Source organism: Arthrobacter sp. Bi83, assembly GCF_918698095.1.
Taxonomy (GTDB): Bacteria; Actinomycetota; Actinomycetes; order Actinomycetales; family Micrococcaceae; genus Arthrobacter.
Genome location: NZ_CAKKLY010000023.1, coordinates 12397 through 36973, shown reverse-complemented (window position 1 = coordinate 36973; position 24577 = coordinate 12397). Strand labels below are relative to the sequence as shown.

General features: G+C 66.3%; 23 protein-coding genes and 1 riboswitch. Of the genes, 8 read left to right on the top strand and 15 right to left on the bottom strand.

Annotated elements, in window-relative coordinates; translation table 11 throughout:
• Positions 1–38 precede the first annotated feature (38 nt).
• A complete protein-coding gene (locus LQ144_RS12375; RefSeq protein WP_230119005.1) occupies positions 39–1028 on the bottom strand; it encodes a DMT family transporter in 990 nt (329 codons plus the stop codon).
• 33 nt (positions 1029–1061) lie between these two features.
• Here LQ144_RS12375 and LQ144_RS12370 point away from each other — a divergent pair, with 33 nt between their 5' ends.
• Positions 1062–1295 (top strand): RNA-binding S4 domain-containing protein, encoded by a 234-nt coding sequence (locus LQ144_RS12370; RefSeq protein ID WP_230119004.1) that lies wholly within the window; start codon positions 1062–1064, stop codon positions 1293–1295.
• Positions 1296–1328: 33 nt separating this feature from the next.
• Here the strand turns inward: LQ144_RS12370 and LQ144_RS12365 are convergent, their stop codons facing one another.
• Entirely contained in the window at positions 1329–1979 is a 651-nt protein-coding gene (locus LQ144_RS12365) for a phospholipase (RefSeq protein ID WP_230119003.1), read from the bottom strand.
• Positions 1980–2073: 94 nt separating this feature from the next.
• Between LQ144_RS12365 and LQ144_RS12360 the strand changes: the two genes are divergently transcribed.
• From LQ144_RS12360 to LQ144_RS12350, 3 genes are all read left to right on the top strand, one after another.
• Complete coding sequence (locus tag LQ144_RS12360) at positions 2074–2925, top strand: SGNH/GDSL hydrolase family protein (protein WP_230119044.1); 852 nt, start codon at positions 2074–2076, stop codon at positions 2923–2925.
• Positions 2926–2955: 30 nt separating this feature from the next.
• Entirely contained in the window at positions 2956–4179 is a 1224-nt protein-coding gene (locus tag LQ144_RS12355) for a winged helix DNA-binding domain-containing protein (protein ID WP_230119002.1), read from the top strand.
• A gap of 139 nt (positions 4180–4318) precedes the next feature.
• A complete protein-coding gene (locus LQ144_RS12350) occupies positions 4319–4900 on the top strand; it encodes a hypothetical protein (RefSeq protein ID WP_354962150.1) in 582 nt (193 codons plus the stop codon).
• Positions 4901–5038: 138 nt separating this feature from the next.
• On the opposite strand, the gene LQ144_RS12345 is transcribed toward LQ144_RS12350, so the two are convergent.
• From LQ144_RS12345 to mmsB, 3 genes are all read right to left on the bottom strand, one after another.
• A complete protein-coding gene (locus tag LQ144_RS12345; protein ID WP_230119000.1) occupies positions 5039–6514 on the bottom strand; it encodes an HNH endonuclease signature motif containing protein in 1476 nt (491 codons plus the stop codon).
• 329 nt (positions 6515–6843) lie between these two features.
• On the bottom strand, positions 6844–8328 hold the full coding sequence (locus LQ144_RS12340; protein ID WP_230118999.1) for a CoA-acylating methylmalonate-semialdehyde dehydrogenase: 1485 nt from the start codon (positions 8326–8328) through the stop codon (positions 6844–6846).
• Positions 8329–8423: 95 nt separating this feature from the next.
• Entirely contained in the window at positions 8424–9326 is a 903-nt protein-coding gene (mmsB, locus tag LQ144_RS12335) for a 3-hydroxyisobutyrate dehydrogenase (RefSeq protein WP_230118998.1), read from the bottom strand.
• A gap of 137 nt (positions 9327–9463) precedes the next feature.
• Here mmsB and LQ144_RS12330 point away from each other — a divergent pair, with 137 nt between their 5' ends.
• Positions 9464–10363: a LysR family transcriptional regulator gene (locus LQ144_RS12330; protein ID WP_230118997.1), complete on the top strand. Its 900-nt coding sequence runs from the start codon at positions 9464–9466 to the stop codon at positions 10361–10363.
• 6 nt (positions 10364–10369) lie between these two features.
• Here LQ144_RS12330 and LQ144_RS12325 read toward each other — a convergent pair whose 3' ends face one another.
• The 3 genes from LQ144_RS12325 to LQ144_RS12315 all read right to left on the bottom strand — a co-directional run bounded on the left by LQ144_RS12325 (position 10370) and on the right by LQ144_RS12315 (position 14401).
• A complete protein-coding gene (locus LQ144_RS12325) occupies positions 10370–11503 on the bottom strand; it encodes a zinc-dependent alcohol dehydrogenase family protein (protein WP_230118996.1) in 1134 nt (377 codons plus the stop codon).
• A 95-nt stretch (positions 11504–11598) separates the two neighbouring features.
• On the bottom strand, positions 11599–12981 hold the full coding sequence (locus tag LQ144_RS12320; RefSeq protein ID WP_230118995.1) for an MFS transporter: 1383 nt from the start codon (positions 12979–12981) through the stop codon (positions 11599–11601).
• Positions 12982–13219: 238 nt separating this feature from the next.
• A complete protein-coding gene (locus tag LQ144_RS12315) occupies positions 13220–14401 on the bottom strand; it encodes a homoserine O-acetyltransferase (RefSeq protein WP_230118994.1) in 1182 nt (393 codons plus the stop codon).
• Positions 14402–14413: 12 nt separating this feature from the next.
• Positions 14414–14529: riboswitch (SAM riboswitch) on the bottom strand.
• Positions 14530–14715: 186 nt separating this feature from the next.
• Between LQ144_RS12315 and LQ144_RS12310 the strand changes: the two genes are divergently transcribed.
• Complete coding sequence (locus LQ144_RS12310) at positions 14716–15354, top strand: VOC family protein (protein WP_230118993.1); 639 nt, start codon at positions 14716–14718, stop codon at positions 15352–15354.
• A 100-nt stretch (positions 15355–15454) separates the two neighbouring features.
• Here LQ144_RS12310 and LQ144_RS12305 read toward each other — a convergent pair whose 3' ends face one another.
• Positions 15455–16234, bottom strand: a complete 780-nt coding sequence (locus tag LQ144_RS12305) for a type II CAAX endopeptidase family protein (protein ID WP_230118992.1) — start codon at positions 16232–16234, stop codon at positions 15455–15457.
• 105 nt (positions 16235–16339) lie between these two features.
• On the opposite strand from LQ144_RS12305, the gene LQ144_RS12300 reads away from it, so the two are divergent.
• Entirely contained in the window at positions 16340–17020 is a 681-nt protein-coding gene (locus LQ144_RS12300; protein WP_230118991.1) for a histidine phosphatase family protein, read from the top strand.
• A 48-nt stretch (positions 17021–17068) separates the two neighbouring features.
• On the opposite strand, the gene LQ144_RS12295 is transcribed toward LQ144_RS12300, so the two are convergent.
• The 5 genes from LQ144_RS12295 to tdh form a co-directional block, all read right to left on the bottom strand.
• Entirely contained in the window at positions 17069–17878 is an 810-nt protein-coding gene (locus LQ144_RS12295; RefSeq protein ID WP_230118990.1) for a DeoR/GlpR family DNA-binding transcription regulator, read from the bottom strand.
• 105 nt (positions 17879–17983) lie between these two features.
• Complete coding sequence (hutI, locus tag LQ144_RS12290; RefSeq protein ID WP_230118989.1) at positions 17984–19201, bottom strand: imidazolonepropionase; 1218 nt, start codon at positions 19199–19201, stop codon at positions 17984–17986.
• An 11-nt stretch (positions 19202–19212) separates the two neighbouring features.
• Complete coding sequence (locus tag LQ144_RS12285; RefSeq protein ID WP_230118988.1) at positions 19213–20325, bottom strand: FAD-dependent oxidoreductase; 1113 nt, start codon at positions 20323–20325, stop codon at positions 19213–19215.
• Positions 20326–20363: 38 nt separating this feature from the next.
• On the bottom strand, positions 20364–21560 hold the full coding sequence (locus LQ144_RS12280; protein WP_230118987.1) for a glycine C-acetyltransferase: 1197 nt from the start codon (positions 21558–21560) through the stop codon (positions 20364–20366).
• A 124-nt stretch (positions 21561–21684) separates the two neighbouring features.
• Positions 21685–22731 (bottom strand): L-threonine 3-dehydrogenase, encoded by a 1047-nt coding sequence (tdh, locus tag LQ144_RS12275; RefSeq protein ID WP_230118986.1) that lies wholly within the window; start codon positions 22729–22731, stop codon positions 21685–21687.
• 138 nt (positions 22732–22869) lie between these two features.
• Between tdh and LQ144_RS12270 the strand changes: the two genes are divergently transcribed.
• Complete coding sequence (locus LQ144_RS12270) at positions 22870–23778, top strand: LysR family transcriptional regulator (RefSeq protein ID WP_230118985.1); 909 nt, start codon at positions 22870–22872, stop codon at positions 23776–23778.
• 7 nt (positions 23779–23785) lie between these two features.
• Here LQ144_RS12270 and LQ144_RS12265 read toward each other — a convergent pair whose 3' ends face one another.
• Complete coding sequence (locus LQ144_RS12265) at positions 23786–24481, bottom strand: hypothetical protein (RefSeq protein WP_230118984.1); 696 nt, start codon at positions 24479–24481, stop codon at positions 23786–23788.
• Between the last annotated feature and the right edge of the window lie 96 nt (positions 24482–24577).

Genomic DNA, 24577 nt, shown 5'->3' with positions numbered 1-24577 from the left:
AACGGTGCAGGAAGCTGCGTGTCCTAGCCTACCGGGCGCTACCTCCGGAACGCTCCCCGCGGCCACGGAAGCGTGGCGACGACGATGGCTCCGAGGGTCAGCAGGGTGCCGAGCACCGTGGGAACCTCCACCACTGTGCCGGGCGACGGAACCAGGAGGTCCAGCCCCAACGAGCCCAGGAGTTGGCCCGCGATCATGCCGAGCCCGGTCACCAGCACACCGAGGCTGCGCACCAGCAGGGCTCCGATGCCGATGAACACGCAGCCCATCGGGCCGCCGAGGTAGTACCACCACTCGGCCGGCAGCGGGTTGCCAGCACCGGCGACGGCCACTTTGATCAGCCAGGCGACCCACAACACGGTGGTGCCGGCAACGAAATTCACCAGGGTGGCGGCGATCGGGGTGCCGTAGTGCATGGTGGCGGTGCCGTTCATCGCCTGTTGGAAGCTCATGAGGAACCCGGCCAGGACGGGAAGAATCACCGGCAGGATGAGCTGGGCGGGGTCTCCGCCGGAGGTTCCGCCGGAGGGGGCGCCTGCCCCGAAGCGGGGCGACACTGCCCAGGCCACTGCAGCGATGGTGAGGATGCAGCCGATCACGCGGATGCCCGTCACCGCTTTCTTGCCGCCGGGACCAATTCCGAGCCTGTCCACGAGCAGCCCGCTGAGCGTCTGGCCCGTGACGGTGGACACGGTGAACAGGGCGACCCCGAGCAGCCCGATCGTGAAGGACTGGGCGAAGACGAAGAACGCGCCGATGCCGCCGGCAAGGACGTAGTAAGGCGGGAAGTGCCGCTCCCGCACGGCGGGCAGGATCCGGGCAAGGCCGGCCCGCCCCCGGGGCAGGACCAGCGAGACGAGGATCATCAGCACCAGTCCGGTGCTGAAACTGACCACGGCGGCGGCGATTCCGTCTCCGAGGCGGGCGCCGAGGGCACCGTTGATCCGCCCCTGGACGGGGATGGCGAGGCCGGCGGCCACGGCCATCAGAAGGCCTGCGGCAAGGGGCAGCCGCGGTGCGTGGGTCATTGGGTTCACCTTAGTTCGGGCATTATTGCTTGTATGAGCAACCAGGAAATCGAAGACATCCCCATCCGCGACGACATGATCCGCCTCGGTCAGCTCCTGAAACTCGCGAACCTCGTGGAGGACGGCGTCGAGGCCACTGAGCTGATCAAGAACGGCCTGGTCAAGGTCAACGGCGAAATCGACGACAGGCGCGGCCGGCAGCTCCATCACGGTGACACTGTCACGGTCAACAACCGCACCGTCCGGATCAGCGCGGCCGGCGCATAATCCCGGGGACGCCAGAACTTTAGCCGCCAACGGCTACTTGCTCAGGACCTCGTGCGTGAGGAACTCTGACACGTGGCCGATTTCCTGGGCGTTGATCCCGTGCCACATTCCGGTGTACAGGACCTTGGTCAGCTTCACATGGCTGCGGACCCAGCCCATCGTGTACTCGATCTTGTCCGGCGTGATGACGGGATCCTGCTGGTCCCGGCCCCAGAACAGGGGCACAGTGCCGTCCAGCTCGGCGTCCCGGAACTCTCCGTCGGCGCCCGCATCCACAACAAAACCTGAGAGCCCGACGACGGCGGCAAAGTCGGCGGGGCGCTGCCGAAGCAGGGTGGTGGCCATGGCCATGCCCATGGAGAACCCGAGGAGCGTGACGGACGGATGGTTGGCCTTGACGGCGTCGATCCAGTCAAGAATATAGCCGGAGGCAGCCTTGACCGCATCGACGGAGTATTCGATCGAGCCGGTCAAAGGGAACCAGGAAAAGCCGGGGCCCATGGCAATGGGGGCGCGGACGGACGCCACTGCGAAGTCGTCCGGGAGCATGTCCGCCAGGCTGAGGAGATCCTGTTCGTTTGCTCCGTAGCCGTGCAGCAGGACCAGCAGGGGCTTGCCGGCCCGGGCTTCCTCCGGCTTGGACCACAAAACGACGGGGGCAGGAAATGAGTCGGCTAAAGTCATGGGTCCATTCTTACAGTTACCCGTCGGTGGCTACCTACAGTGGCGTAGCTTGGCAGGGACGGTGCAGGATGTGAAGGTGAGCGGAACGGAATCGATGCAGAGTCCCCAAGGCCCGTCAGGCCGCCACCCATGGAGCCGTTACGTCGCAATGGGCGACTCGTTTACGGAGGGAATCGGCGACCCCGAACCGAGCAGCCCGGGCGGCTACCGCGGCTGGGCCGACCGCGTGGCAGAGGAACTGGGACGCGGCCATGACGACTTCGCCTACGCCAACCTGGCCGTGCGCGGCCGGCTGCTTCAGCAGATCATCGACCAGCAGCTTGCCCCGTGCGTGGCCCTGAAACCTGACCTCGTGACCCTTTCAGGAGGAGGAAACGATCTCATCCGCCCCGGCGGGGACCCTGACGCCCTGGCCGAAAAGCTCGACCCCGTGGTGCAGATCCTGGGGATGAGCGGTGCAACGGTGGTCCTGTTCAACGGCCCGGATACCGGGTCCTCGGTGCTGGGCCGGGTACGCAGCAAGGTGGCCATCTACAACGAGAATCTCCGGACCATCGCCGCCCGGCATGATGCCATCATCGCCGACATGTGGTCGCTCAGGCAGCTGAAGGATCCGCAGATGTGGAACGAGGACCGCCTGCACTTCTCCCCGCTGGGCCACCACACGATTGCTGCCATGGTGCTCGATGCGCTGAACGTACAGCACAGCCTGGAACCCCTGTCGCCCAAACCGCTGCCGCCGCGCAGCTGGCGCGAAGCCCGCACCGGCGACCTGGTCTGGGCGCGGGAGTACTTCGTGCCGTGGGTGGTCCGCCGGCTGCGCCACCGCTCCTCCGGTGATGGCATCACCCCCAAACGCCCGACGCCGGGACCCGTCTTCGGCCCGGGTGTCCCGCTGGGCTCCGGCGAAGGTCCGCTCGGGTCCGAAGATGCTGTGCGCCGGTAGCCGCCGCGACGCCGCGTACGGCCATGCGGCATGACGACGGGCACCGCAGGAAGCGACCCCGGACTTAGCCCGGACGACGTCGTCCGGATCAGGCTCGCAAGCCAGCAGCTCCGCGCCCCGTTGGCGGCCTCGCCTGAGGACGCCCTGAAAAACCTGCTGGCCGTTCAGGCGCAGGAGTTTTCGTATGCCCGCTGGTCGCTTGCCCAGCGGACGCCCGGCGCTACGGCGGACGACGTGGAGCGGGCCGTCGCTGACGGGCGGATCCTGCGGACGCATATCCTCCGGCCCACGTGGCATTTTGTGCACCGCGATGATCTGCCCTGGCTCCGGGCCCTGTCCGCACCGCGCCTGCACCAGGCCAACGGCGGCATGTACCGACGGACCGGGATTGATGCGGCCACGGCCGGAAGAAGCGGAGAAATACTTGCGGCGGCGGTCGCAGGCGCCCGGCACCGCACACGGGAGCAGCTGGCGGCGGAACTGCAGCGCGCGGGGTTCCCCGCGAAGGGACTCGTCCTGGCGTACCTCATCATGCACGCCGAGATCAGCGGCGTGCTCGTGAGCGGCACACCTGTGCGGGGTGCCGGCGGCGCGCTCCGGCAGACGTATGCGGCATTCGACGAACGTGTCACAGCGGCGGCGTCCAAACAGGCGACGGCGGCGCCAAGGGAACAGTCCCTCGCTGCCCTGGCAATGCGGTACTTCCGGAGCCGCGGACCCGCCACAGTCAAGGACTGCGCAGACTGGTCCGGGCAGACGATGGCGGATGTATGGCAGGGGCTGTCGCTTGTCCTGGCGGACGATCCGGCGGCTTTGGAGACCGCGGTGATTGACGGCGTCGTATTTTATCGCGGCCCGGAAGATTTCCCCCGCGGCGATGCCGGCGCCGGTAACGGCGTTGTCAACCATTCCCCGCGCATCGACCTGGTCCAATGCTATGACGAATACATCATGGGGTACTCGGCCTCCCGTGGTTACCTCGGCGGAGTCGCCCCAGCCCTTCCGGTGGATGACACTCCCATGCATGTGGTTCTGCTGGACGGCGCGATGGCTGGCTCGTGGCGGCACACCTTTGTACGGCCCGCTTCGCCCGACCAGCGTTGCGAACTCGACGTCCGGATGGCCGTTTCCAGCGGCCCTTCGGCCGGAGGTGCATCGGAGGCGGCCACGCACGGCCAGGGAACAGCGGCGGCGGTGGCCCAGGCCGTGGAAAGGTATAGCGGGTTCCTCGGAATGCCGACGACCCGCATCTGAACGGACGGCACGGGGCTTGCACGGACAGCACTGCGTAGCGTCTCGTGACCCGGCGGCCTCCGCTCCTTGTCCGGCTCACTCCTTGATCCGGGGACTAAGCTGGATTGACACTCATGAGAGGCCCAGCACCGTGAACAACATGTTTTTCTGGATCATTGTTTTGTCGTTCCTCATCCCCATGGGAATGCGCATGTACCGGAGGTCCGTCCAGAGGCGGAACCAAGGCCAGAATTTCTCCGGACAGTATCCGGACCAGTTCCCGGGTTCCTACCAGGGCCGGCCGAACAACCAGCCGCGGGACGGCTACACCCAGCAGGACTACCTCAGCGGCGGCTTTGGCCTTCCCCCGGGCGGAGGCCAGCAGCAGCTTCCCCCGCTGGACCAGCCATACCCGGGGCAGCCGTACCCGAGCCCCCAGTACCCGAACTCCCAGTACCCCGGCGCTGGCCCGAGCCAGCCTGGATCCATGGGCCCGGGCTACCAGGGTCAGGGTTATCAGGGACAGGTCCCCTACGAGGACAGCCCGGAATTCAATGCCAGCCCTCCCCGGTCGCAACACCCGCAGCCACAGCACGGAGCTGCCCCCTCGATGCCCCCGCCGCCGTCGGCCCCGCAGGGCTTCCGCGCGCGCAAGCTGGCCGAACTCGACCAGCAGTACAGCAACGGAGAAATCTCCATGGAGGAGTACATGACCCGGCGCAACGACATCATGAACGGTTAGGCCCGGGCAACTGGCGCCCGGCTTCATCCGAACTTATCCGGCGACGCCACCGCCTTCGGCCATGAGGGTTGCCGACGAGTGATGAGGTAATTCGTGGACGCCCCCATGGTGGGGGCGTCTTTACGATTGGGAGCGGCTTTACGCCGCCAATGCGCCATTGCGACTGGCGCGTTTGAGCGTCTTGGCGCGCCGGAGGAGTTCGCGGCGTTGACGCCGGTTTGAGAACCCAGTGCCTGTCAACCTAATGCCCATCAACGTAGTACCTGTCAACGTAACGCCGGGTTGGCGCGTTCCGGGCGGTGGTGGTGCGGTCGAGTGATAAGTGTGGCCGGTCGGGGTCCGGATCTCGAGGGTGTGCCTAAGCCGGCCCGTGCCAACGGGCCCGGAGCGGGGCTTCGCTGTCCAGCCGGGGGTTTCTTTGGTGTGGTTGCAGGCCTCGCAGAGCCCTGCACCATTCCCGTGCGTGGTGGTGCCGCCGCGGTGCCAGGGGATGATGTGGTCGTGGCGGCGGATCGGGGCGTCGCAGTAGGGCGTGCGGCAGGTCTCATCCCGGGCCTGGAGGAAGCGCCGCAGCCCGGCGGGGAAGAGCCTGGCGCGGGAGTCCATCGCGACGAGCTCTCCGCTGCCCGGTGCGGTGTAGAGCCGGCGCAGCCAGACGTTAACGGCGGCATTCCCCGGGGCCGGCTCTGCGAAGGCGGCGCCGGCATCGCCGTTGCCGCTGACGCCTGCGCGTGCTGGCGTGACGGCACTCCTGGCCCAGCCTGCCGGGACCACACCGTAGCCGGGGAGGCGGGCCGGTTCGGAGTCGCCCTGGAAGAGGGTGCGGTCAGTCATGATGAGCTGGATCTCGATCCCGGTGATCCCGCCGGGGGTGCCGGTGATCCTTTCGACCAGGCCATCGGCCGTGATCTGTCCGCGGGAGCGGGGATCCCCGGCCGAGCGCAGGGAGTCCGCGTGCCGGGTCAGGGCGGCATGGACCGCGACCCCTGCGGTGACCGGGAGCAGGGCGGTCAGGAGCGCCATGGTGTCCGGGGCCGGGCGGAGGCTAACGTGCCGTTCCGCGGCGGCGTGGCCGGCCCGCTCCGTGACGGAACGCGGATCCCGCCGGTAGGCCACGGCACGCGCCGCGGCGATGATGGCCCGGTCACCGGCACCGCTCAGCGTCCCGGCGTCGGCCGCCAGTTCCTCGTCGACGGCGCAGCGATCCACGGCGGACAGGCACGCCGTTTCCTTCACCAGCAGCGTCGCGCGCCACTCGTTTAGCTGACCGGCCTCAAGGGCCGCGAGGGTGTGCGGCATTTCGGTGGCGAGGGCCTTCGCCAGGCCCAGGAGCCGCCCACCCCGGGCCGGGGACTCCCGCCGGGCCAGGGCGATCTGCGCGGCGACGCCCTTGCCCAGTTCCGCCGCCGGAACACCGGCCCGGGCCTGGGCGCGGCGCTGCTGCAGATCGAAGGCCACAGTCATGCGCGCCTGCAACGCGGCCGCGGCGGACTTCAGGTCCTCCAGTCCTCGCAGCTGGTCGATCAGCCCAGCGCTGTCGGCCCTCGGGCGGACAGCAGCGAGCAAGCCAGCCACCTCGGTGACCGTCACAGCACCCGCGGCCCTGGAAGCCATTTTAGGCACCCGATCCTCGACCGTAGAAAGACTCTGCATCCATGAACTGAGTCTTCCAGGCACCACCGACATTTAACGTCGCGTCTGCGCGTTGTGGCCCGGACATTGACCGGCGGCCGCAACCCAATCCACTGCGGGAGGCGGCCGCCCCCGGCACTCCTCCGCCGCCGTCGGCCTCGCAGCGGTTCCAAGCACCCAATCTGGCGGAACTGGATCAGTGGAGCAGCCTCGCAGGAACCTGAAACAGCCCGTGCCCCGCTGCTTTTGGCGGCGGGGCACGGGCTGTCTGCAGGCCAGAGGCTTGGACTGCCTGACGACCGGTTGTCCGTTTAGTCGACCTGCGGGAATCCGAGGTCGATGACGGACGTGGACGGGTCCGGCCACCGGGTGGTGACCACTTTGCCCCGCGTGTAGAAGCGGATGCTGTCGGGCCCGTACATGTGGGTGTCGCCGAACAGGGAGTTCTTCCAGCCGCCGAAGGAGAAGGTCCCCACGGGTACCGGGATCGGCACGTTGACGCCCACCATGCCGACTTCGACGTCGAACTCGAACTGCCGCGCGGCGCCCCCATCGCGGGTGAAGATGGCAACGCCGTTGCCGAACTCGTTCTCGTTGACCAGCCGGACGGCGTCGTTGTAGGTATCAACGCGCACAACCGACAGGACCGGGCCGAAGATTTCGTCGTCGTAGACCTTCATTCCGGGCTTCACGTGATCCACGAGGCTGACGCCGATAAAGAAGCCGTTCGAATCGAACTGCTGCGAGCGGCCGTCGACGACGACCGTGGCACCTTCGTTTTCGGCGCCGGCCACGTAGGAGGCGACCTTGTCACGGTGTTCCGCGGTGATCAGCGGCCCCATCTGCGATGACGGGTCGGTGCCGGGACCGATCTTCAGTGTGGCCATGCGGCTGGTGATTGCGGCCACGAGGTCATCGGCGATGTTCCCGACGGCCACCAGCACGCTGACCGCCATGCAGCGTTCACCGGCGGATCCGTAAGCCGCGGAGATCGCTGCGTCGGCCGCCATGTCGAGGTCGGCGTCGGGCAGGACCACCATGTGGTTCTTGGCTCCGCCGAGGGCCTGGACGCGCTTGCCGTGATCGGCCGCGCGCTTGTAGATGGACTGCGCGATAGGCGTGGATCCCACGAAGCTGACAGCCTTCACATCCGGGTGTTCAAGCAGGACGTCCACCGCTTCCTTGTCACCGTGGACCACGTTCAGCACGCCCGCCGGCAGCCCGGCCTCGGCGAAGACCTCAGCGATGAACACGGCCGAGGACGGGTCCTTCTCGCTGGGCTTCAGCAGCACGGTATTGCCGCAGGCCAGCGCGCTGCCGATCATCCACAGCGGCACCATCGCCGGAAAGTTGAAGGGAGTGATGCATGCCACTACGCCGACAGGCTGGCGGACGGAGTGAACGTCGACGCCGCTGGAGACTTGCTCTGAACGCTCGCCTTTGAGCATGTGGGACAGTCCGGTGGCGAACTCGATGTTCTCGAGGCCACGGGAGATCTCGCCTTCGGCATCGGAAAGCACCTTGCCGTGTTCGCTGGTGAGGATGGCCGCCAGTTCTGATTTTCGCTGCGTCAGGATTTCGCGGACCCGGAAGAAGATGTTCGTGCGCTTGGCCAGGCTGGTGGCCCGCCATCCGGGAAGGGCAGCCTTGGCGGCCGCGATGGCTTCCTCGACCCGGGAGGCGGAGGCGAGGGCAACCTCTTTCTCCTGCTCCCCCGTTGCCGGGTTGAAGACAGGGCCGAAGCGATCGGCATCGCCGACGCGGCTGCCGTTGATGAAATGCGGAATGGTTTCCATGGGTGTCTCTTTCTTAGTGCAAGGCGATCCGGGGCACGGCGAATGTACGTGCCGTTCCGGCGAAGGGGCCTGGTGGGATTTCCTGAACTCGGCTGCTACCGGGCGGACCCCAGCGAGCCGTCTACGAGCTTGATGATCATGGAGCAGTCCTTGCCCGACTCGCCGGCGTCGATGAGCTGCTGGAACAGCTGCTGGACGTGCTTGCCGATTTCGAGGGGCGTTCCGGTGTCCTCGGCGGCGCTGATGGCCAGGCCGATGTCCTTGTTGGCCAGCTCAGTCGTGAACGTGGGCGCAAAATCGTTGTTTGAAGCGGCGGTGGAGACCACGCCCGGAACGGGATACCAGGTGCGCAGGGCCCAGCTGTCCCCCGAGGAGACAGACGCTATGTCCCAGAACACCTGCTTGTCCAGGCCGAGCCGGTCTGCCAGCACGGCACCCTCGGCCGTGGACGCAAGGTTGATGAAGAGCATCAGGTTGTTGCAGATCTTGGCAGCCTGCCCCGTGGTGGCACCTCCGGTGGGGATGATGTTGGACGCCATGGGCTCGATGTACCCGGTGGCGTCAGCCACGGCGCCCGCTTCGCCGCCCACCATGAAGGTGAGGGTTCCCGCCTTGGCCCCGCTCATGCCGCCCGAGACGGGCGCGTCAACGAAGCGGAAGCCGGCGGCAGCAGCGGCGTCGTGCAGTTCCTGGGCGGAGGCGATGTCGATCGTCGAGGAGTCCACCAGCAGCGTCCGGGCGTCGGCGAGCGCCAGGACGCCCTCCTCGCCGAGGTAAACGGCCTTGGCGTGCTCGCCCTTGGGCAGCATGGTGAAAACGACGTCGGCGCCGTTCACGGCGTCCGCGATGCTCTTCACCGGCTTTACTCCGCCAGCTTCTGCGGCGGCGACGGCGGCGGGATTCAGGTCGAATCCCCGCACGTCGTGCCCTGCCTTTGCCAGGTTTGCTGACATGGAACCGCCCATGTTCCCCAGACCGATCCAACCGACTACTGCCATGGCATAAGCTCCTTTGCTTCGTGTCCGGCCTAGCCGGAAGTCCTGTGTCCACCATCACACCCTGTTACAGTGCAATCAAGGGGAAAAAGTACAGAGGGCATGTGCATTGATGCACATACGAGTGAAAGGCACACCACGTGAGGCGGCTTCCGAGTCCGGACGACCTGCTGATCCTGCTGACCGTGGCCCGCCTGGGCCGGTTCAACGCCGTAGCCGAGACGCTGGGCACCACGCACACCACGATTTCCCGCAGGATCCTGGCCCTCGACAAACAGCTGGGCGGGCGCACCCTGGAACGCAGCCCGCACGGCTGGGAACTCACGGAGCTTGGGGCGTCGGCGGTGGCCGCTGCCGAAGCCATTGAGGAGACGCTGGGATCGCTGTCCGGCCTCATCGGCCGCGACGAAAATGCCCTCTCCGGGCTGGTGCGGATCAGCACGTCGGACGGCTTCGGCGCCGAATTCGTCACGCCCGCCCTGGTCCGGCTCCAGCGCCGGCACCCGCTGCTGAATGTGGAGATGCTGAGCGCCACCCGTAAGGTCAGCCAGAACCGGTCCGGCGTGGACCTCGAAGTCGTGGTCGGCCGGACCGATGTCAGCAATGCTCAGACAATTTTCCTGACCAACTATTTCCTGCGGCTTTACGCCAGCCCTGCGTACGCCGCCGAGCACGGCCTGCCTGAAACGCTCGACGGCGTGGGGCAGCACGGCTTCGTGTCCTACGTTGAATCTGCGCTCCAGGTGGCAGAGCTGGGACACCGCTCCTCGCAGTTGCCGATGCCGAAGTCCAGCTTCCAGGCCACCAGCATCTTTGCCCAGGTGGAGGCGGTGCGCCTTGGTGCGGGAATCGGCCTGCTGCCGAATTTCATGGTGGCGGGCAAGCCGGACTTCGTGCCGGTGCTTCCCCACGACTTCCAGCGACAGCTCCCCATCTGGGCGGTGGCGCGCCCCGAATCGCTGCGGTCCGGCCGGGTGCAGGCCGTCATTGCGGCGATCCGGGAGGAAGTACAGGAACGCCAGGAGTTGCTGGCTCGCTGAATGGCGTCAGGCCTGGAACAGCCGCCGCACCACTTTTCCGGCGGCCAGGGCGTCGAGCCCCTCGTTGATCTCGGCCAGTGGCTTCGTATCCGTGTGCAGCAGCTCAACGGGCAGCCGGCCCTCGCGCCAGTAGCCCAGATAGAGGGGAATATCGCGCCTGGGCACGGCGTCACCCATGTAGGAGCCCAGCAGCCGCTTGCCTGCGCCCGCGAACTGAAGGGCCGGGACTGTCAGCTCCGCGGACGGATGCGGGAGGCCTACCGAGACCACGGCGCCGCCCCTCGTCACCTGCTCCAGGCAGGACGCAATCACCCGGGCCGAACCCACGGCTTCGATCGCAACGTCCACCCCGTCGCCGGTGGCCTCCGCGATCAGCCGCGGCGCATCATCCGGCGTGCCCACTGCCGTTGCGCCACACTCCAGTGCCAGCTGGTGTTTGCTCGTGTTAGGGTCAATGGCGATCACCCCCGAGGCGCCCGCGAGGGCCGCCGCCATGACGGCGGAGAGCCCCACGGCCCCCAGTCCGAAAACCGCAACCGACTGGCCGGCCTTGACGGCGGCAGTGTTGAGCACTGCCCCCATGCCGGTGAGTGCGGCGCAGCCGAACATGGCCGCCACCGTGTCCGGGACGTCGTCGTCAATGGCCACCACGGATTCCCTGGCCACCACTGCGTAGTCCGCAAAGGCAGAGACTCCGAGATGGTGGTTGATCCGCTCCCCCGACGGCGTCCGCAGCAGCGCTTCCCCGTGCAGGAGGTCGCCGGAACCGTTGGCTTCAGCGGCCCGGTGGCAGAGTGCGGGGCGCCCCGAGCGGCAGGCCCGGCAATCCCCGCAGCTCGGCACGAAGACCAGCACCACGTGGTCCCCCACGGAAATGTCCGTTACGCCTGCTCCCAGGGCCACGACGCGGCCCACGGCCTCATGCCCGAGCGCCATGGGAAGCGGCCTCACCCTGGAACCGTCCACCACCGACAGGTCTGAGTGGCAAAGGCTGGAGTAGGTGATGGCAACGCCGAGCTCTCCGGCGCGCGGTTCCGGTCGGTCCAGTTCCTGCACCACGAGCGGCTTCGCTTCTGCGTAGCTGGTTCCGGAAGAATCGGTGGGACTCGGAACGGTGGAATAAAGGACGGCTGCTCGCATGGTGATTCCTGTCTTCTGCATCGATGGCTGACACGCAGCTGCCCGGGCCTGCGTCAGTCGCGGGTCCGGGCAGCTGTTTCTGGCTATGGCCGCCCTTACTTCCTGGCAGCCGCCAGGAGGTCGGCGGTGCCGCGGGCGTCGGCGGCGTCGACGTCCCGGAGCGAGACGCCGCGGGTTTCCTTGAGGAAGAACACCGCGACGGCGGTCACCACACAGGCTGCCGCGAGGTAAAGGGCAACAGGGGTGGAGGACTTGAAACTGCCCAGCAGCGACGTGGCGATGATCGGCGCCAGTGAACCGGCGACGATCGACGTCACCTGGTAGCCGAGGGAGACGCCTGAGTAGCGCATCCGGGTTGGGAACATCTCGGCCATGATCGCCGGCTGCCCTGCGTACATCAGGGCGTGGAACAGCAGGCCGATCGTGATCGCCGCGAGGATGGTCATGTCATTGCCGGTGTCCATCATGGGGAAGGCGAAGAAGCCCCAGGTTCCGCCGAGAATCGCTCCGGCCATGTAAACCGGACGGCGGCCGAACGAGTCGGAGAGCTTGCCCACGAGCGGCACGGCGCAGAAGTGGATGAAGTGGGCCACGAGCAGCAGGAGCAGGATCCGGGCAGTGTCGGTCTGGACCACGACCTTCAGGTACGTGATGGAGAACGTAACGACGAGGTAGTAGAGGATGTTCTCCGCGAACCGCAGTCCCATGGCAGTGAAGACGCCGCGCGGGTAGCGCTTAAACACTTCGGCTACGCCGTAGCCCTTCTTCTCGACCGTGACTTCCTTGCGGGCCTCCAGGAAGATGGGTGCGTCCTGGACCTTGGTGCGGATGTAGTAGCCGATGATGACGATCACCGCGGAGAGCCAGAACGCAACGCGCCAGCCCCAGCCGAGGAAGTCCCCGGACGACAGCGTGGAGGAAAGGGTGAAGAGGACGCCGGTGGCCAGCAGGTTGCCCATCGGCACGGCGGACTGCGGCCAGCTGGCCCAGAACCCGCGCGACTTGTTCGGGCTGTGCTCTGCCACGAGGAGCACTGCGCCGCCCCATTCGCCGCCGACGGCGAAGCCCTGGACGAAGCGCAGGAACACCAACAGGGCCGGTGCCCAGTAGCCGATCTGCGCAAAGCTGGGCAGGCAGCCCATCGCAAACGTGGAAATGCCCACGAGAATGATGCTCAGCTGGAGCAGCTGCTTCCGGCCGAACTTGTCCCCGAAGTGGCCGAAGACGATGCCGCCGATAGGCCGGGCAACGAAGCCGACCGCGTACGTGACGAATGCGGCGATGATCCCGTCCAGCTCCGTCCCCGAATTGGGGAAGAACATCTTGCCGAACACCAGGGTGGCTGCGGAGGCATAGAGGAAGAACTCATACCACTCGACTACTGTGCCGGCCATGGAGGCCGTAACGACTTTCTTTAGGCCTGATGCCTTGACATCGGGTTCCTCTACGCGCCTTGCGGCGGAGTTTTCCGTACTCATTGTGAACTCCTTCGGCGTCTCCCTCGACGCCACTGGGACCTGACTTTGGCGGACGTGTGTGATGTGCACCACGAATCACCGGTTCCAACGAGTATGGTCTGCCATTGCTGCAAGCTCAACGACAAAAAGTGCAGAACGCATCTGCATAAATGCACATTCGGGAGGTGCTGGCGCCAAGCTGTCCAGCTTGGGTGCAGCGTCCGCTCAGCGTCGGCTCAGGCGAAGATTCAGGCAAGATTCAGGCGAAAAAGACTCCCCGGAGCTGCGCGTCCAGCTGCCCGATCTCGGTGAGGAAGCCATCATGGCCGATCGGCGCCTCGATCACATGGACGTCCACGTCACCCGGCAGTGCGTCTGCAAGCTCCCGGGACTGCGAGGGGAAGTAAAGCCGGTCTGTGTTTACGGCCGCAATAAAGAAGTCGGCGGTGGTCCGCGCCAGAGTCTCCTTCAGCGATCCGCGCCCGCGGCAGATGTCGTGGCTCATCAGCGCTTCGGTGATTGCAATGTAACTGTTGGCATCGAAGCGCCCCACGAGCTTGCTCCCCTGGTGGTCCAGGTAGCTTTCCACCTGGTACCGGCCGCGGGCAGCAAGGGCATCCGCCCGCAACGGCGCCTCGCTGGCCTGGGCGTTCCGGCCAAACCGGAAATCCAGCTCCTGCGCGGACCGGTAGGTGATGTGCGCAATCCGCCGTGCCAGCGCCAGTCCGGCCTCGGGCACCGGGCCGGCGTAGTAGTCGCCGCCGTTGAAGTGAGGATCCTGCCGGATCGCCAGCGTCTGTGCCTGTGCGAAGGCGATCTGTTCGGCCGTGCTGCTGGCGCCGATGGAAATAACGCCGCAGCGCCGCACCCGCTCCGGGTAGGTGACGGCCCACTCCAGCGCCCGGGCTCCGCCCATGGAGCCGCCAAGGACGGCGTACCAGCTGCTGATGCCCAGCTGGTCCGCAAGCCGCGCTTCGGCCGCGGTGGTGTCGCGGAGCGTGACCAGCGGGAAGCGTGAACCCCACGGCCTGCCGTCCGGAGCAGCCGACGACGGCCCCGTGGATCCGTAGCAGCCGCCGACGATGTTGATGGAGACGACGAAAAACCTGTCCGTATCCGCCGGGGCGCCGGGACCGGCCAGCTGCTCCCACCAGCCTTCTTCGTCGTCCGTGCCGCGGGTAACGTGCGTGCTGCCCGTCAGGGCGTGCTCCACGAGAATGGCGTTCGAGCAGTCCTCGTTGAGCGTCCCCCAGGTTTCATAGGCGAGGGTGACGTCGGGCAGGAATCCGCCGGCCTCGAGCTCAAGGTTGCCGATGTTGACGTACTGGACTGTCCCATCCTTAACTGCCGTGCCGTCCGTAACCGCAGTGCCACCGGGAACCGCAGCGCCATCCGTAACTTCGACATTCGGAACTTCTGTGCGGGTGACGGAAATCGTCATAGGTAAACCTCTTCTACGCGCTTGCCCGCCGCCAGCTGACCGGCGGGCCAGGTCTTCACCCGGGGCACCCCACCGCGGAAGGAGGGTTGCCGGCCAGCAAGCCGGGGCTGTTGCTGGCACTCATGACCTAGGGCAAGTTTACGAAAGAGGGCGCCGCCCACGCGAAGATTGTGACGGCTGTGTGACTCCCGGCAACACCATCGGGAGCCAGAGCCGTTCAAAGCTTGCGACGAAACTTCCGCAAACCCGGACGTCCCATGAGGGTTAGGCTGCCCTTAGCTGAGAGCCGCGTCACAAGATGCCAAGATGAGGGCATGCGCATGGATCACGTCTCTTACGCCTGTGAACACGATGGCCTGGCTGCCACCACCGAACGTATTTCGTCCGCCCTCGGCGTCGAAGCCGTGAAGGGTGGAGTGCACCCCCGTTTCGGAACCCGGAACATGATTATCCCGCTCGCCGGGCACAAGTACCTTGAGGTCGTGGAGGTCCTGGACCACCCGGCGTCGGATAAAGCTCCGTTCGGGCAGGCCGTGCGCGCACGGTCCGCTGCCGGTGGCGGCTGGATGGGATGGTGCGTCGAAGTGGACGACCTCGCCCCGTTTGAGGACCGTCTGGGACGTTCCGCCGTCAACGGCAACCGCAAGTTCCCGGACGGCCGTGAACTCGTGTGGAAGCAGATCGGAATCCTGGGCCTCATTGCAGACCCGCAGGTTCCGTACATGCTCAAGTGGGAAGGCGATCCGGGGCTTCACCCGTCCAACGCCTATGACAGCAACGTCAAGATGTCCAGTCTCACCATCGCAGGCTCCGCCGAGCGCGTTACCGAATGGCTCGGCGAACCCGTAGAGCGGCCCCTCGAGGACGTCGCCGTGAACTGGGTCGCTCCGCACGGAACCCCGGGCATCCTGTCCGTCACGTTTGAAACTGCAGCGGGCGCCGTCACAATCTGACGCAGCGCGCTGCCAACAAGCTTCGGCCGCCATCAGCGGGTGCCAACGACGTCACCCACCGATGGCGGCCGAATTACTTTAACGCCTAGTTACCCAATGCTTAGCCCAGCCCGACGGCCTTTCCGAACAGGCTGAAGCCGACGAACGCCACAATGTCCAGCAGTGCATGGGCTATGACCAGTGGCATCACCCGTCGGGTTTTGGTGTAGACCCAGGCGAACACCACGCCCATGATGGCGTTGCCAATGAAGGGCCCGAACCCTTGATACAGGTGGTAGCTGCCGCGGAGCATGGAACTGGCAAAGATTGACAGCGGCACGGACCAGCCGAACTTCCCGAACCGGTCCAGGAGGTAGCCCACCACGATGACTTCCTCGACGACCGCGTGCCGCACCGCGGAGAGAATCAGCACGGGAACCGTCCACCAGTACGCGTTCAGGGCACTGGGGATGATCGCCGTCGTGATGCCCAGCGCCCGCCCTGCCGCGTAGAGGCCCAGCGATGGTATGCCGATCAAAGCGGCCAGCCCGACGCCCTGCAGCAGGTCCCTTCCGGGGCGGGCGAAATTGAAACCCAGCTTCTGGAATGCAGAGCCACCCACATAGCCCGTTCCTGCCTTCGTCTGGCGGTGCTCCGTCAGGAAATAGATCACCAGCAAGACGGGCACCAGCGCGAAGATGATGTCCAGGAGTTGGTACGTCAGATCGAAATATTCCCGTGTACTTTGCGAGCGGTTCAGCGTGGACGTGCCCTGCGCCAGCGGCGCCCGGGTCATCTTGTCCAGGAGTTGCACCACGGAGTACACGGCGGACTGCCCCAACGACAGTCCCAGGACTATCCAGACTTCGATCCGCAGGCGACGGCGGGAAGGAACCAACATATTCCTATCTTGCCTGCAGTTGCTGGTACTTTCCTGTTTGGCTTCCGGACACTGTATTACTTCAGGAACCTGCCTCCTCCGCGGCGGCCCCTATGCTGGGGAAGTATGAGTGCGCCCGGGAAAATCATCATGATCCGGCACGGCCAGTCCGCCGCCAATGCCGACACCTCCATTTACAACAGGGTGCCCGACTACCGGATTCCGCTGACTCCCCTGGGTATTGAGCAGGCCAAGGCTGCCGGTGAGCGCATCCGGCGCGAGCTGGACGGCCAAGAGGTGTCCGTCTACGTCTCGCCCTACCTGCGCGCCTACCAGACACTCGAAGCGCTCAACCTTGGCTCCCTCACGGAACGGGTCGTCGAGGAGCCGCGGCTCCGTGAGCAGGACTGGGCGAATTTCCAAATAGCCGGCGAAATCGAGGACCAGAAAGAACTGCGCAACGCCTACGGGCATTTCTTCTACCGCTTCCGGGAGGGCGAGTCCGGGTCGGACGTCTACGACCGCATTTCGTCATTCATGGAGACTCTTTACCGCCACTGGGCCAAGCCGGACTACTCCGCCAATACCCTCCTTGTCACGCACGGCCTCACCATGCGCCTGTTCTGCATGCGCTGGTTCCACTGGTCCGTAGAATACTTCGAGTCGCTGAACAACCCGGACAACGCTGAGATCCGCATGCTGATGCGCACCGAGGACGGCAAGTACGAACTCGACCAGCCGTTCACGCAATGGGTGCAGCGCCGCGTGGACGAGACAGTGCTCGACGCACCTCCCGTGTTCTTCTAGGGCCTGATCGGTTGGGCCCTGATCGGTTCTCCCAGGGCCGGAGCGGCCTTAGGACTTGCGTGTGCGGGGCGTTTCCGGCGCCACAATGACGTCCGTGCCGATGGCTTCAAAGGCGGCTTTGTCCTGGGCCGAGATGCCCGAATCGGTAATCAGCCGCGTGAACGCGTACCCGTCCATAGTCGCGAAAGCCCGACGGCCCACCTTGGAAGAGTCCGCAAGGACATAGGAAATGCTGGCCCTGCTGGCGAGCAGCGCGTTGACGGAGGCTTCGCCTTCTCCGGTATTGGTGGGTCCCACTTCGGGATCAATGCCGTTGACGCCGATGAACGCGATATCCAGCACCACCTTCTGCATGATGATGTCCGTGTAGGGGCCCACAAGCTCATAGGACCGCGGGTTCAGGATGCCGCCGGTCACCATAACCTTGATGTTGGGCCGCACCGCCAGCTGCGCGGCGATGTTGATGGCGTTGGTAACCACCGTCAGCGTGGGCTGGTTGGACGGGGAATTGAGGTCCTCGCGGGTTGCCAGGATCTGCGCGAGGGCGGTACTGGTGGTGCCGCCGCAGAGGCCGATGACCATGCCGGGCGCGATAAGCGCGGAGGCGGCGAGGGCAATCTGCTGCTTGGCGGCCGCGTGGTCGTCCCGGTTGTACCGGCCGGGCAGGTCGTAGGCGAGGGCACCTGTTGTGGCTCCGCCCCGGGTCCGGGTCAGCAGACGCCGGTTGGCCAGGCTGTCCAGATCCCGCCGGGCCGTTGCCGGCGAAACGCCGAGCTGGGTGACGATTTCCTCCACCTCCACCTGCCCGGTTTCGGCAAGGAGATCAAGGATTGCCGTCAGTCGGTCGGTGCGGGTCATGCGTAGCTAGCCTCTCGGGGATCAAACCGTCACCAGAAAGTGACGTTTGTTGATTGTAACAGACCCTAAACGATCAGTTCCCGTCATTATCCCCAGGGATCAGGGTTACCTCTCGCGCACTCCGGCGCGCCAGACCGCGTGCGTCAGCGGCATGCCCGGCCGGTAGGCCAGGTGCGTGGCCGACGGTGCGTTGAGCAGGTGCAAGTCAGCCCGGTGCCCGACGGCGATCGAGCCCACCGCGCGTTCGCCGTCGATGTCGGTCCCGGACTCGCGCCCCAGCGCAAGGGCCCCGCCGTACGTCGCCGCGCGGACCGCTTCGTGGACACTCAGCCGCATCTGCAGCACTGCAGTGGTGACACAGTATGCCATGGAGCTCGTGTACGACGTCCCGGGATTGCAGTTGGAGGCCAGGGCCACTGGCACGCCGGCATCCAGGAGCCGGCGGGCGGGCGCCAGGGGCTGCCGGGTGGAAAGGTCGCACGCCGGCAGGCAGGTGGCCACGGTGCCGCGATTATCCGAACCGGCACCTGCCCCCGCACTCCAGCCGGACCAGCTGGCGGCCAGCGCCTCCACATCCTCATCGGACAGATAGTTCACATGGTCCACGCTGGCCGCACGGAACTCCACTGCGAGCTGGACGCCCGCGCCCGGACCCAGCTGGTTGCCGTGGACGCGCAGCCCGAGTCCGGCGTCGCGGCAGGCCTGAAGCACACGGCGCGACTGCTCCTCGGTAAAGGCGCCCCGTTCGCAAAACACGTCGGCCCACGTCACGTACGGGCGGACCGCATCCAGCATCGGGCCGCACACGAGGTCGGTGTACTCGTCGGCGTCCATGTCCGCAGGCACCAGGTGCGCACCGAGGTACGTGACTTCATCGGCCACTGTCGACGCGATCCGTGCGCTGCGCGCCTCCTGCTCAACGTCCAGGCCGTACCCTGTCTTAGTCTCCACATACGTGGTGCCCTGCGACACCGCTTCCGCCACGCGGCCCATCGCGAGCCGGGTGAGGTCGTAGTCCCCGGTGCTGCGCGTTGCTCCTGTAGTGACGGCGATGCCGCCTGCGCTGTAGATCCCTCCAGCCATCCGGGCTTCGAACTCCGCCGTCCGGTCACCGGCGAAAATGAGGTGCGTGTGCGAGTCCACCCAGCCAGGCAGAAGGGCCCTGCCGCCGGCGTCCACCGACTCGTCCGCCGCCGGTGCGTCCGCCGCCGCCCCGAGCCAGGCGATCCGCTCCCCCTCGATCACCACGGCGGCATTCCGGAGGACGCGGTGGTCCTGGTCCTGGGTCATCAGCTCGCCGAGGTTGGTAATGAGGGTAGTCATGAACCCATTCTTCAGCGCCGGATGGACCAGCGCGTCGCGGCCAGCGCGTCCGCTGTCCGGGATTCCGGACTGGTGGCCTGTCCGGTGCCATTTTGGGGTCCGGTGAGGATTTGTGCCGCTGCGAGCTCGGCAATCGCAGACGAAGTCTGGAAGCCGTACCCGCCCTGGCCAGCCAGCCAATAGAATCCGGTGGCCTCGGCGTCGAAGCCCACGACGGGGACGCCATCGGCCGCTTCGGTGCGCAGGCCGGTCCATGCAGTGCGGACGGCGCTGATCCCCAGCGTGGTCAAGGTGTTGAGGCGGGCTATGAGCCGTTCGACATCGCCGGGGAACGGCCGGGCATCCTCCGGCCCGCTGGCGACGTGTTCCGACGGCGAGACAAGAACATCGTTGCCCTCCCGCCGAAAGTAGAAGGAGTCGTCCGCTGCCGCCACCATGGGGCTTCCAACAGGCAGGGAATGCTCGACGCCGACAATCGCCGCCGTGCGCCGGTACGGCTGGAGTCCGAGCTTTTCCACGCCGCTGACCACGGCCACTTCGTCCGCCCATGCCCCGGCCGCGTTGACCACGACGCCGGTCTGGAAGGCCTCCTGGCCAGCGCCGATCTCCCAGCCGCTGCCAAGCCGCTGCGCCGAATGCAGCCGCGCGCCGGTGATGATGTCCACGCCCGCACCTTCGGCCCGTGCCCGGTGGTCGTCAAGCAGGACCGGCGCGTTGCAGCCGAACGATCCCGTGTCCAGGCCCGCAGCGGAGAATGACCCTGGTTCCAGGACAGGACACAGCGCCAGCGCTTCCGCGTGGCTGACCATCCGCATGTGGCCGCTGGCTTCGGCCCTGACGGTTTCCTCGTTGCCGACCAGCATGAAGCTCCGCGGGGACAGCACAGGTTCGGGCAGCGAGGCATCCCTGGCCGCGATCAGCTCCAGGGTGCGGACCGTCAGCTCCTGGACCACGGGCGGGCCGTAGCTGGGGATGAGCTGCCGGGCCGAGCGGGAGGAGGTGTGGTACGCCAACTGCTGCTCGGCTTCGACCAGTGCCACGCTGCATTTTCCGGCCAGGGCGGATGCCAGGGACAGTCCCGCGATCCCGCCTCCAACGATCACCACGTCATAAGTTGCTGCCATGGCTACATCCTTGCAGATGTTAGGCACCCTTGCAGATGCTAGGCGGCGACGGCGTTCCGGCTCTTGACGAACGCCCGCACGCAGGTTTCGACGTCGTCGGCGCTGTGCGCCGCGGACAGCTGCACGCGGATGCGGGCCGCGCCGCGCGGCACCACGGGGAAGCTGAAGGCCGTAACGAAGACGCCGTTCTGCAGCATCTGGTCGGCCACTTTTGCTGCAACGACGGCATCGCCGAACATCACCGGAACGATCGCGTGTTCGCCGTCGAGCAGGTCAAAACCCTCCTCCGTCATGCGGCGGCGGAACAGTTCCGCGTTCTCGAACAGCCGGGTCCGCAGCTCACCGGAGGTCTCCACAAGGTCCAGTGCCTTGATGGTGGCCGAAACGATGGCCGGGGCCAGGGAGTTGGAGAACAGGTACGGGCGGGCTTTCTGCCTGAGCATCGCCACCACTTCGCTGCGGCCGGAGACGTAGCCGCCCGAGGCGCCGCCGAGTGCCTTGCCGAACGTGCCGGTATAGATGTCCACCCGGTCAGACACCCCGGCGTGTTCCGGGGTTCCCGCTCCGGTGGCGCCCATGAAGCCCACGGCGTGGGAGTCATCCACCATCACCAGGGCATCGTGCTTTTCGGCGAGGTCGCAGATGGCCTCCAGCGGCGCAAGGTAGCCGTCCATGGAGAAGACGCCGTCCGTGACGATGATTTTCCGGCGGGCGTCCTTCGCTTCGATGAGTTTCGCCTCAAGGTCTGCCATGTCCTGGTTGGCGTAGCGGAAGCGCTGCGCCTTGCAGAGCCGGATGCCGTCGATGATCGAGGCGTGGTTCAGTGCGTCGGAGATGACGGCGTCTTCCGGGCCGAACAGCGATTCGAAAACGCCGCCGTTGGCGTCGAAGCAGCTGGAGAACAGGATGGTGTCCTCGGTGCCAAGGAACTTCGACACGCGGGCTTCAAGCTGCAGGTGGAGGTCCTGGGTGCCGCAGATGAACCGGACGCTCGCCATGCCGAACCCGCGCTCGTCCATGGCGGACTTGGCCGCGGCGATGATGTCCGGGTGGTCGGCCAGGCCCAGGTAGTTGTTGGCGCAGAAGTTCAGCACGGGTGACCCCGCTTGCCCGATCTGGCCGGCCGTGATGTGGCTGGCCTGGGCGGAGTCGATGTGGCGCTCGGTCTTATAGAGGCCGGCCTCGCGGATCTCCTCCAGTTCGCTGCGCAGCTGGTCCTTGATTGCTGAATACATGGTGTGCTCCTCGGCTCGTTGAAAGTCTGGTGTCTTGATGCTGGGGGTGGGAGTGTCTGGGCTCAGGTCGTGGCTGGTGCTCAGCGCTGGTTACACTTCAGCGCTGGTTACACTTCAGCGCTGGTCACATTTCAACCCAGTCGAGCACTACCTTGCCGCCGACGCCTGCGCGGGCAATTTCGAAGCCCTTCTCCCACTGCGCTGCCGGCAGTACGTCCGTGACCACGGCGGAGATGTTGGCGTGCAGCGTCGGGTTGGAGGACAGCATGGCGCTCATGGCGTACCAGGTCTCGAACATTTCGCGGCCGTAGATCCCTTTCAGGGTCAGCATGTGCGTGACCACCTTGCCCCAGTCGATGTCGATGGACTGGCTGGGGAGGCCCAGCATGGCGATGCGGCCTCCGTGGTTCATGTTGTCGATCATCTCCGGCAGGGCGGTGGGGTGACCGGACATTTCCAGCCCGATGTCGAAGCCTTCGCGCATGCCCAGTTCGCGCTGCGCCTCATGGACACGCGTCCTGGAGACGTCGATGGCCAGGTCAACGCCGAGCTGGCGGGCCAGTTCCAGCCGCGGCGCCGACACGTCGGTGATGGCGATCTTGCGTGCCCCGGCGTGGCGGGCCACGGCGATGGCCATGAGCCCGATGGGTCCGGCGCCGGTGATCAGCACGTCCTCGCCTACGAGCGGAAAGCTCAGTGCTGTGTGCACGGCGTTGCCGAAGGGGTCGAAGATGGCGCCGAGCTCCGGCGTCACGGAAGGATCCTGGTGGACCCAGACATTGGTTTCCGGGATCACGACGTATTCGGCGAACGCCCCGTCCCGCTGTACGCCCACGCTCACGGTGTGGATGCACATCTGCCGGCGGCCGGCGCGGCAGTTGCGGCAAATTCCGCAGACGATGTGGCCCTCGCCAGAAACGCGGTCGCCCACCTTGACGTCCCGGACGTCCTCTCCGGTCTCCACAACCTCGCCGTAGAACTCGTGCCCTGCGATGAGCGGTGCCTGGATGATGCCCTGGGCCCAGGCATCCCAGGACTGGATGTGCAGGTCAGTGCCGCAGATGCCCGTGGTGATGACGCGGATCTTGACATCGCCGGGGCCGGCTTCAGGCTCCGGGCGGTCGACGAGCTCGAATCCGGCGTGTGCGCCGGCCTTGAACAGAGCCTTCATTGGCTTCCTAACTTTTGGCATGCGCGGCAGCGGCATGCGGGCGGGGTCTCCCTTCATTAGAGCCACTCCAACGCATTAGCACAAGGGGATTTTTCTCAATCGACGATTTAGTAATTGCTAAGGCATAGGATGGGGTCCATGGAGATCCACCAGCTTGAGATGCTGCGCGAACTCGGGGCTCTGGGAAGCGTCAAGGCCGTGGCCGACACGCTGCTGGTCACGCCGTCGGCCGTCTCACAGCAGCTGGCACAGCTGCAAAAGAGCGTCGAGGTTCCCCTCACGCGCAAGGAGGGCCGGAACCTGGTCCTCACCGAGGCCGGCCAGGTGCTGGCGGACGCCGGGGCCGCCGTCGTCAGCGCCATGGCCGACGCCCGCATGGCGATCGGCGCCTACCACGGGTCCACGGTGGCGCCGGTGACGGTCAGCGGGTTCCACAGCGCCGGACAGGCGCTGTTCGCGCCGCTCGCGCGGCTCCTGGACGGGCCCGGCAAGCCGAAGGTGCAGCTGTTTGACGAGGACGTGGCGCAGCAGGACTTCCCCGCACTGACGGCGCGGTACGACCTGGTGCTGGCGCACCGCATGGACCACAGCCCGCGCTGGCCGGAGGAGCGGGTGGCGGTGATACCGCTGGCACACGAGCCTCTTGACGTGGCGCTCCCGGCCGGGCACCGGCTCGCTGCCCAGGTGTCGCTGGAAACGGACGACGTCGTCGGCGAACCCTGGGTGACCAGCCGCACGGGCTACTCCCCCGCGGATGTGCTGTCCGCCGTCGCCGCCGTTTCCAGCCGGGAGCTGAACATCGTCCACCGGATCAACGACTACTCCACCGTGGCGGCCCTGGTGGCAGCGGGCGGCGTGATCGGGCTGCTGCCCAGGCACACGGCGCGGCCCGTGCTGAGCCCCGACATCGTGCTGCGGCCGCTCAGGGGCATCAGCACCCGCCGCAGGATCGACATCCTTGCAAGGCCCGAGAACCTCAAGCGCGCTTCGGTCCGGCTGGTCTGCGAGGCGTTGGAGGACATCATGGCCAGCCTCGTCCACGACTGACGTCTGCTCACTTGCGCTTACCGTTGCCGCTGGCCTTTCCGTTGCCTTTACCTTGGCCGAGTCCCTTGGCAGCGGAGGGACCCGCAACCACCGTAATCGCGGTGAGGTCCTCACCATTCCTGATGCCCTTGATGAGCACTGCGTCCCCCGGCTTGAGATCCGAAACGGTGGCGGCGGAGGGCTTGATGAGCTTGCCGGCGCTATCTTTGGGGGCGGTGCCGTCCGCCGCCGCCTTGGGCAACCTGAAGGTCCTGGTGTCAGCGATGATGGCGTATCTCTGGCTGAAACCGTCCTCGCTCTTGACGGTGATGGACGAATCACCGGCCGAGTCAAGGGTGCCGAACTGCGTCACCCGCGACTCCAGGCTTCCGTCGCTTTTCCTGACCACACTTTCGCCGTGCAGCTCACGGGCACGGCCTTTTTCCTTCAGCGTGCCCGCATCCTTCGAGACTGATGCAGACGCCGCGGATGGCGAGGAGGCACCCGGCAATGCAGCTGCCTGCGCCCGGTTGGTTGCCTGGGCCTTTGCCGTTGCCGACGACGTCGGTTCCGAGGCCGTTGCCTGGGACGGTGCTGCCGGCACGCCCGCAGCCCACACGACGGCGGCGCCGGCCCCGCTCAGGGCAAGCACCACGGCGCCCGCCAGCAGGGCCCGGCGTACTTTGTTGGCCCGGCGTACTTCGTTGGTCTGTTGAACCGGCATGCGCATCCTCCCGAGGGACCGGCAGGGCGCGGTGACGCCCTGAGCCTGAGCCCGCAGTTTATGGCCGCGACCCTATGGAGAACATGGACGCCACCG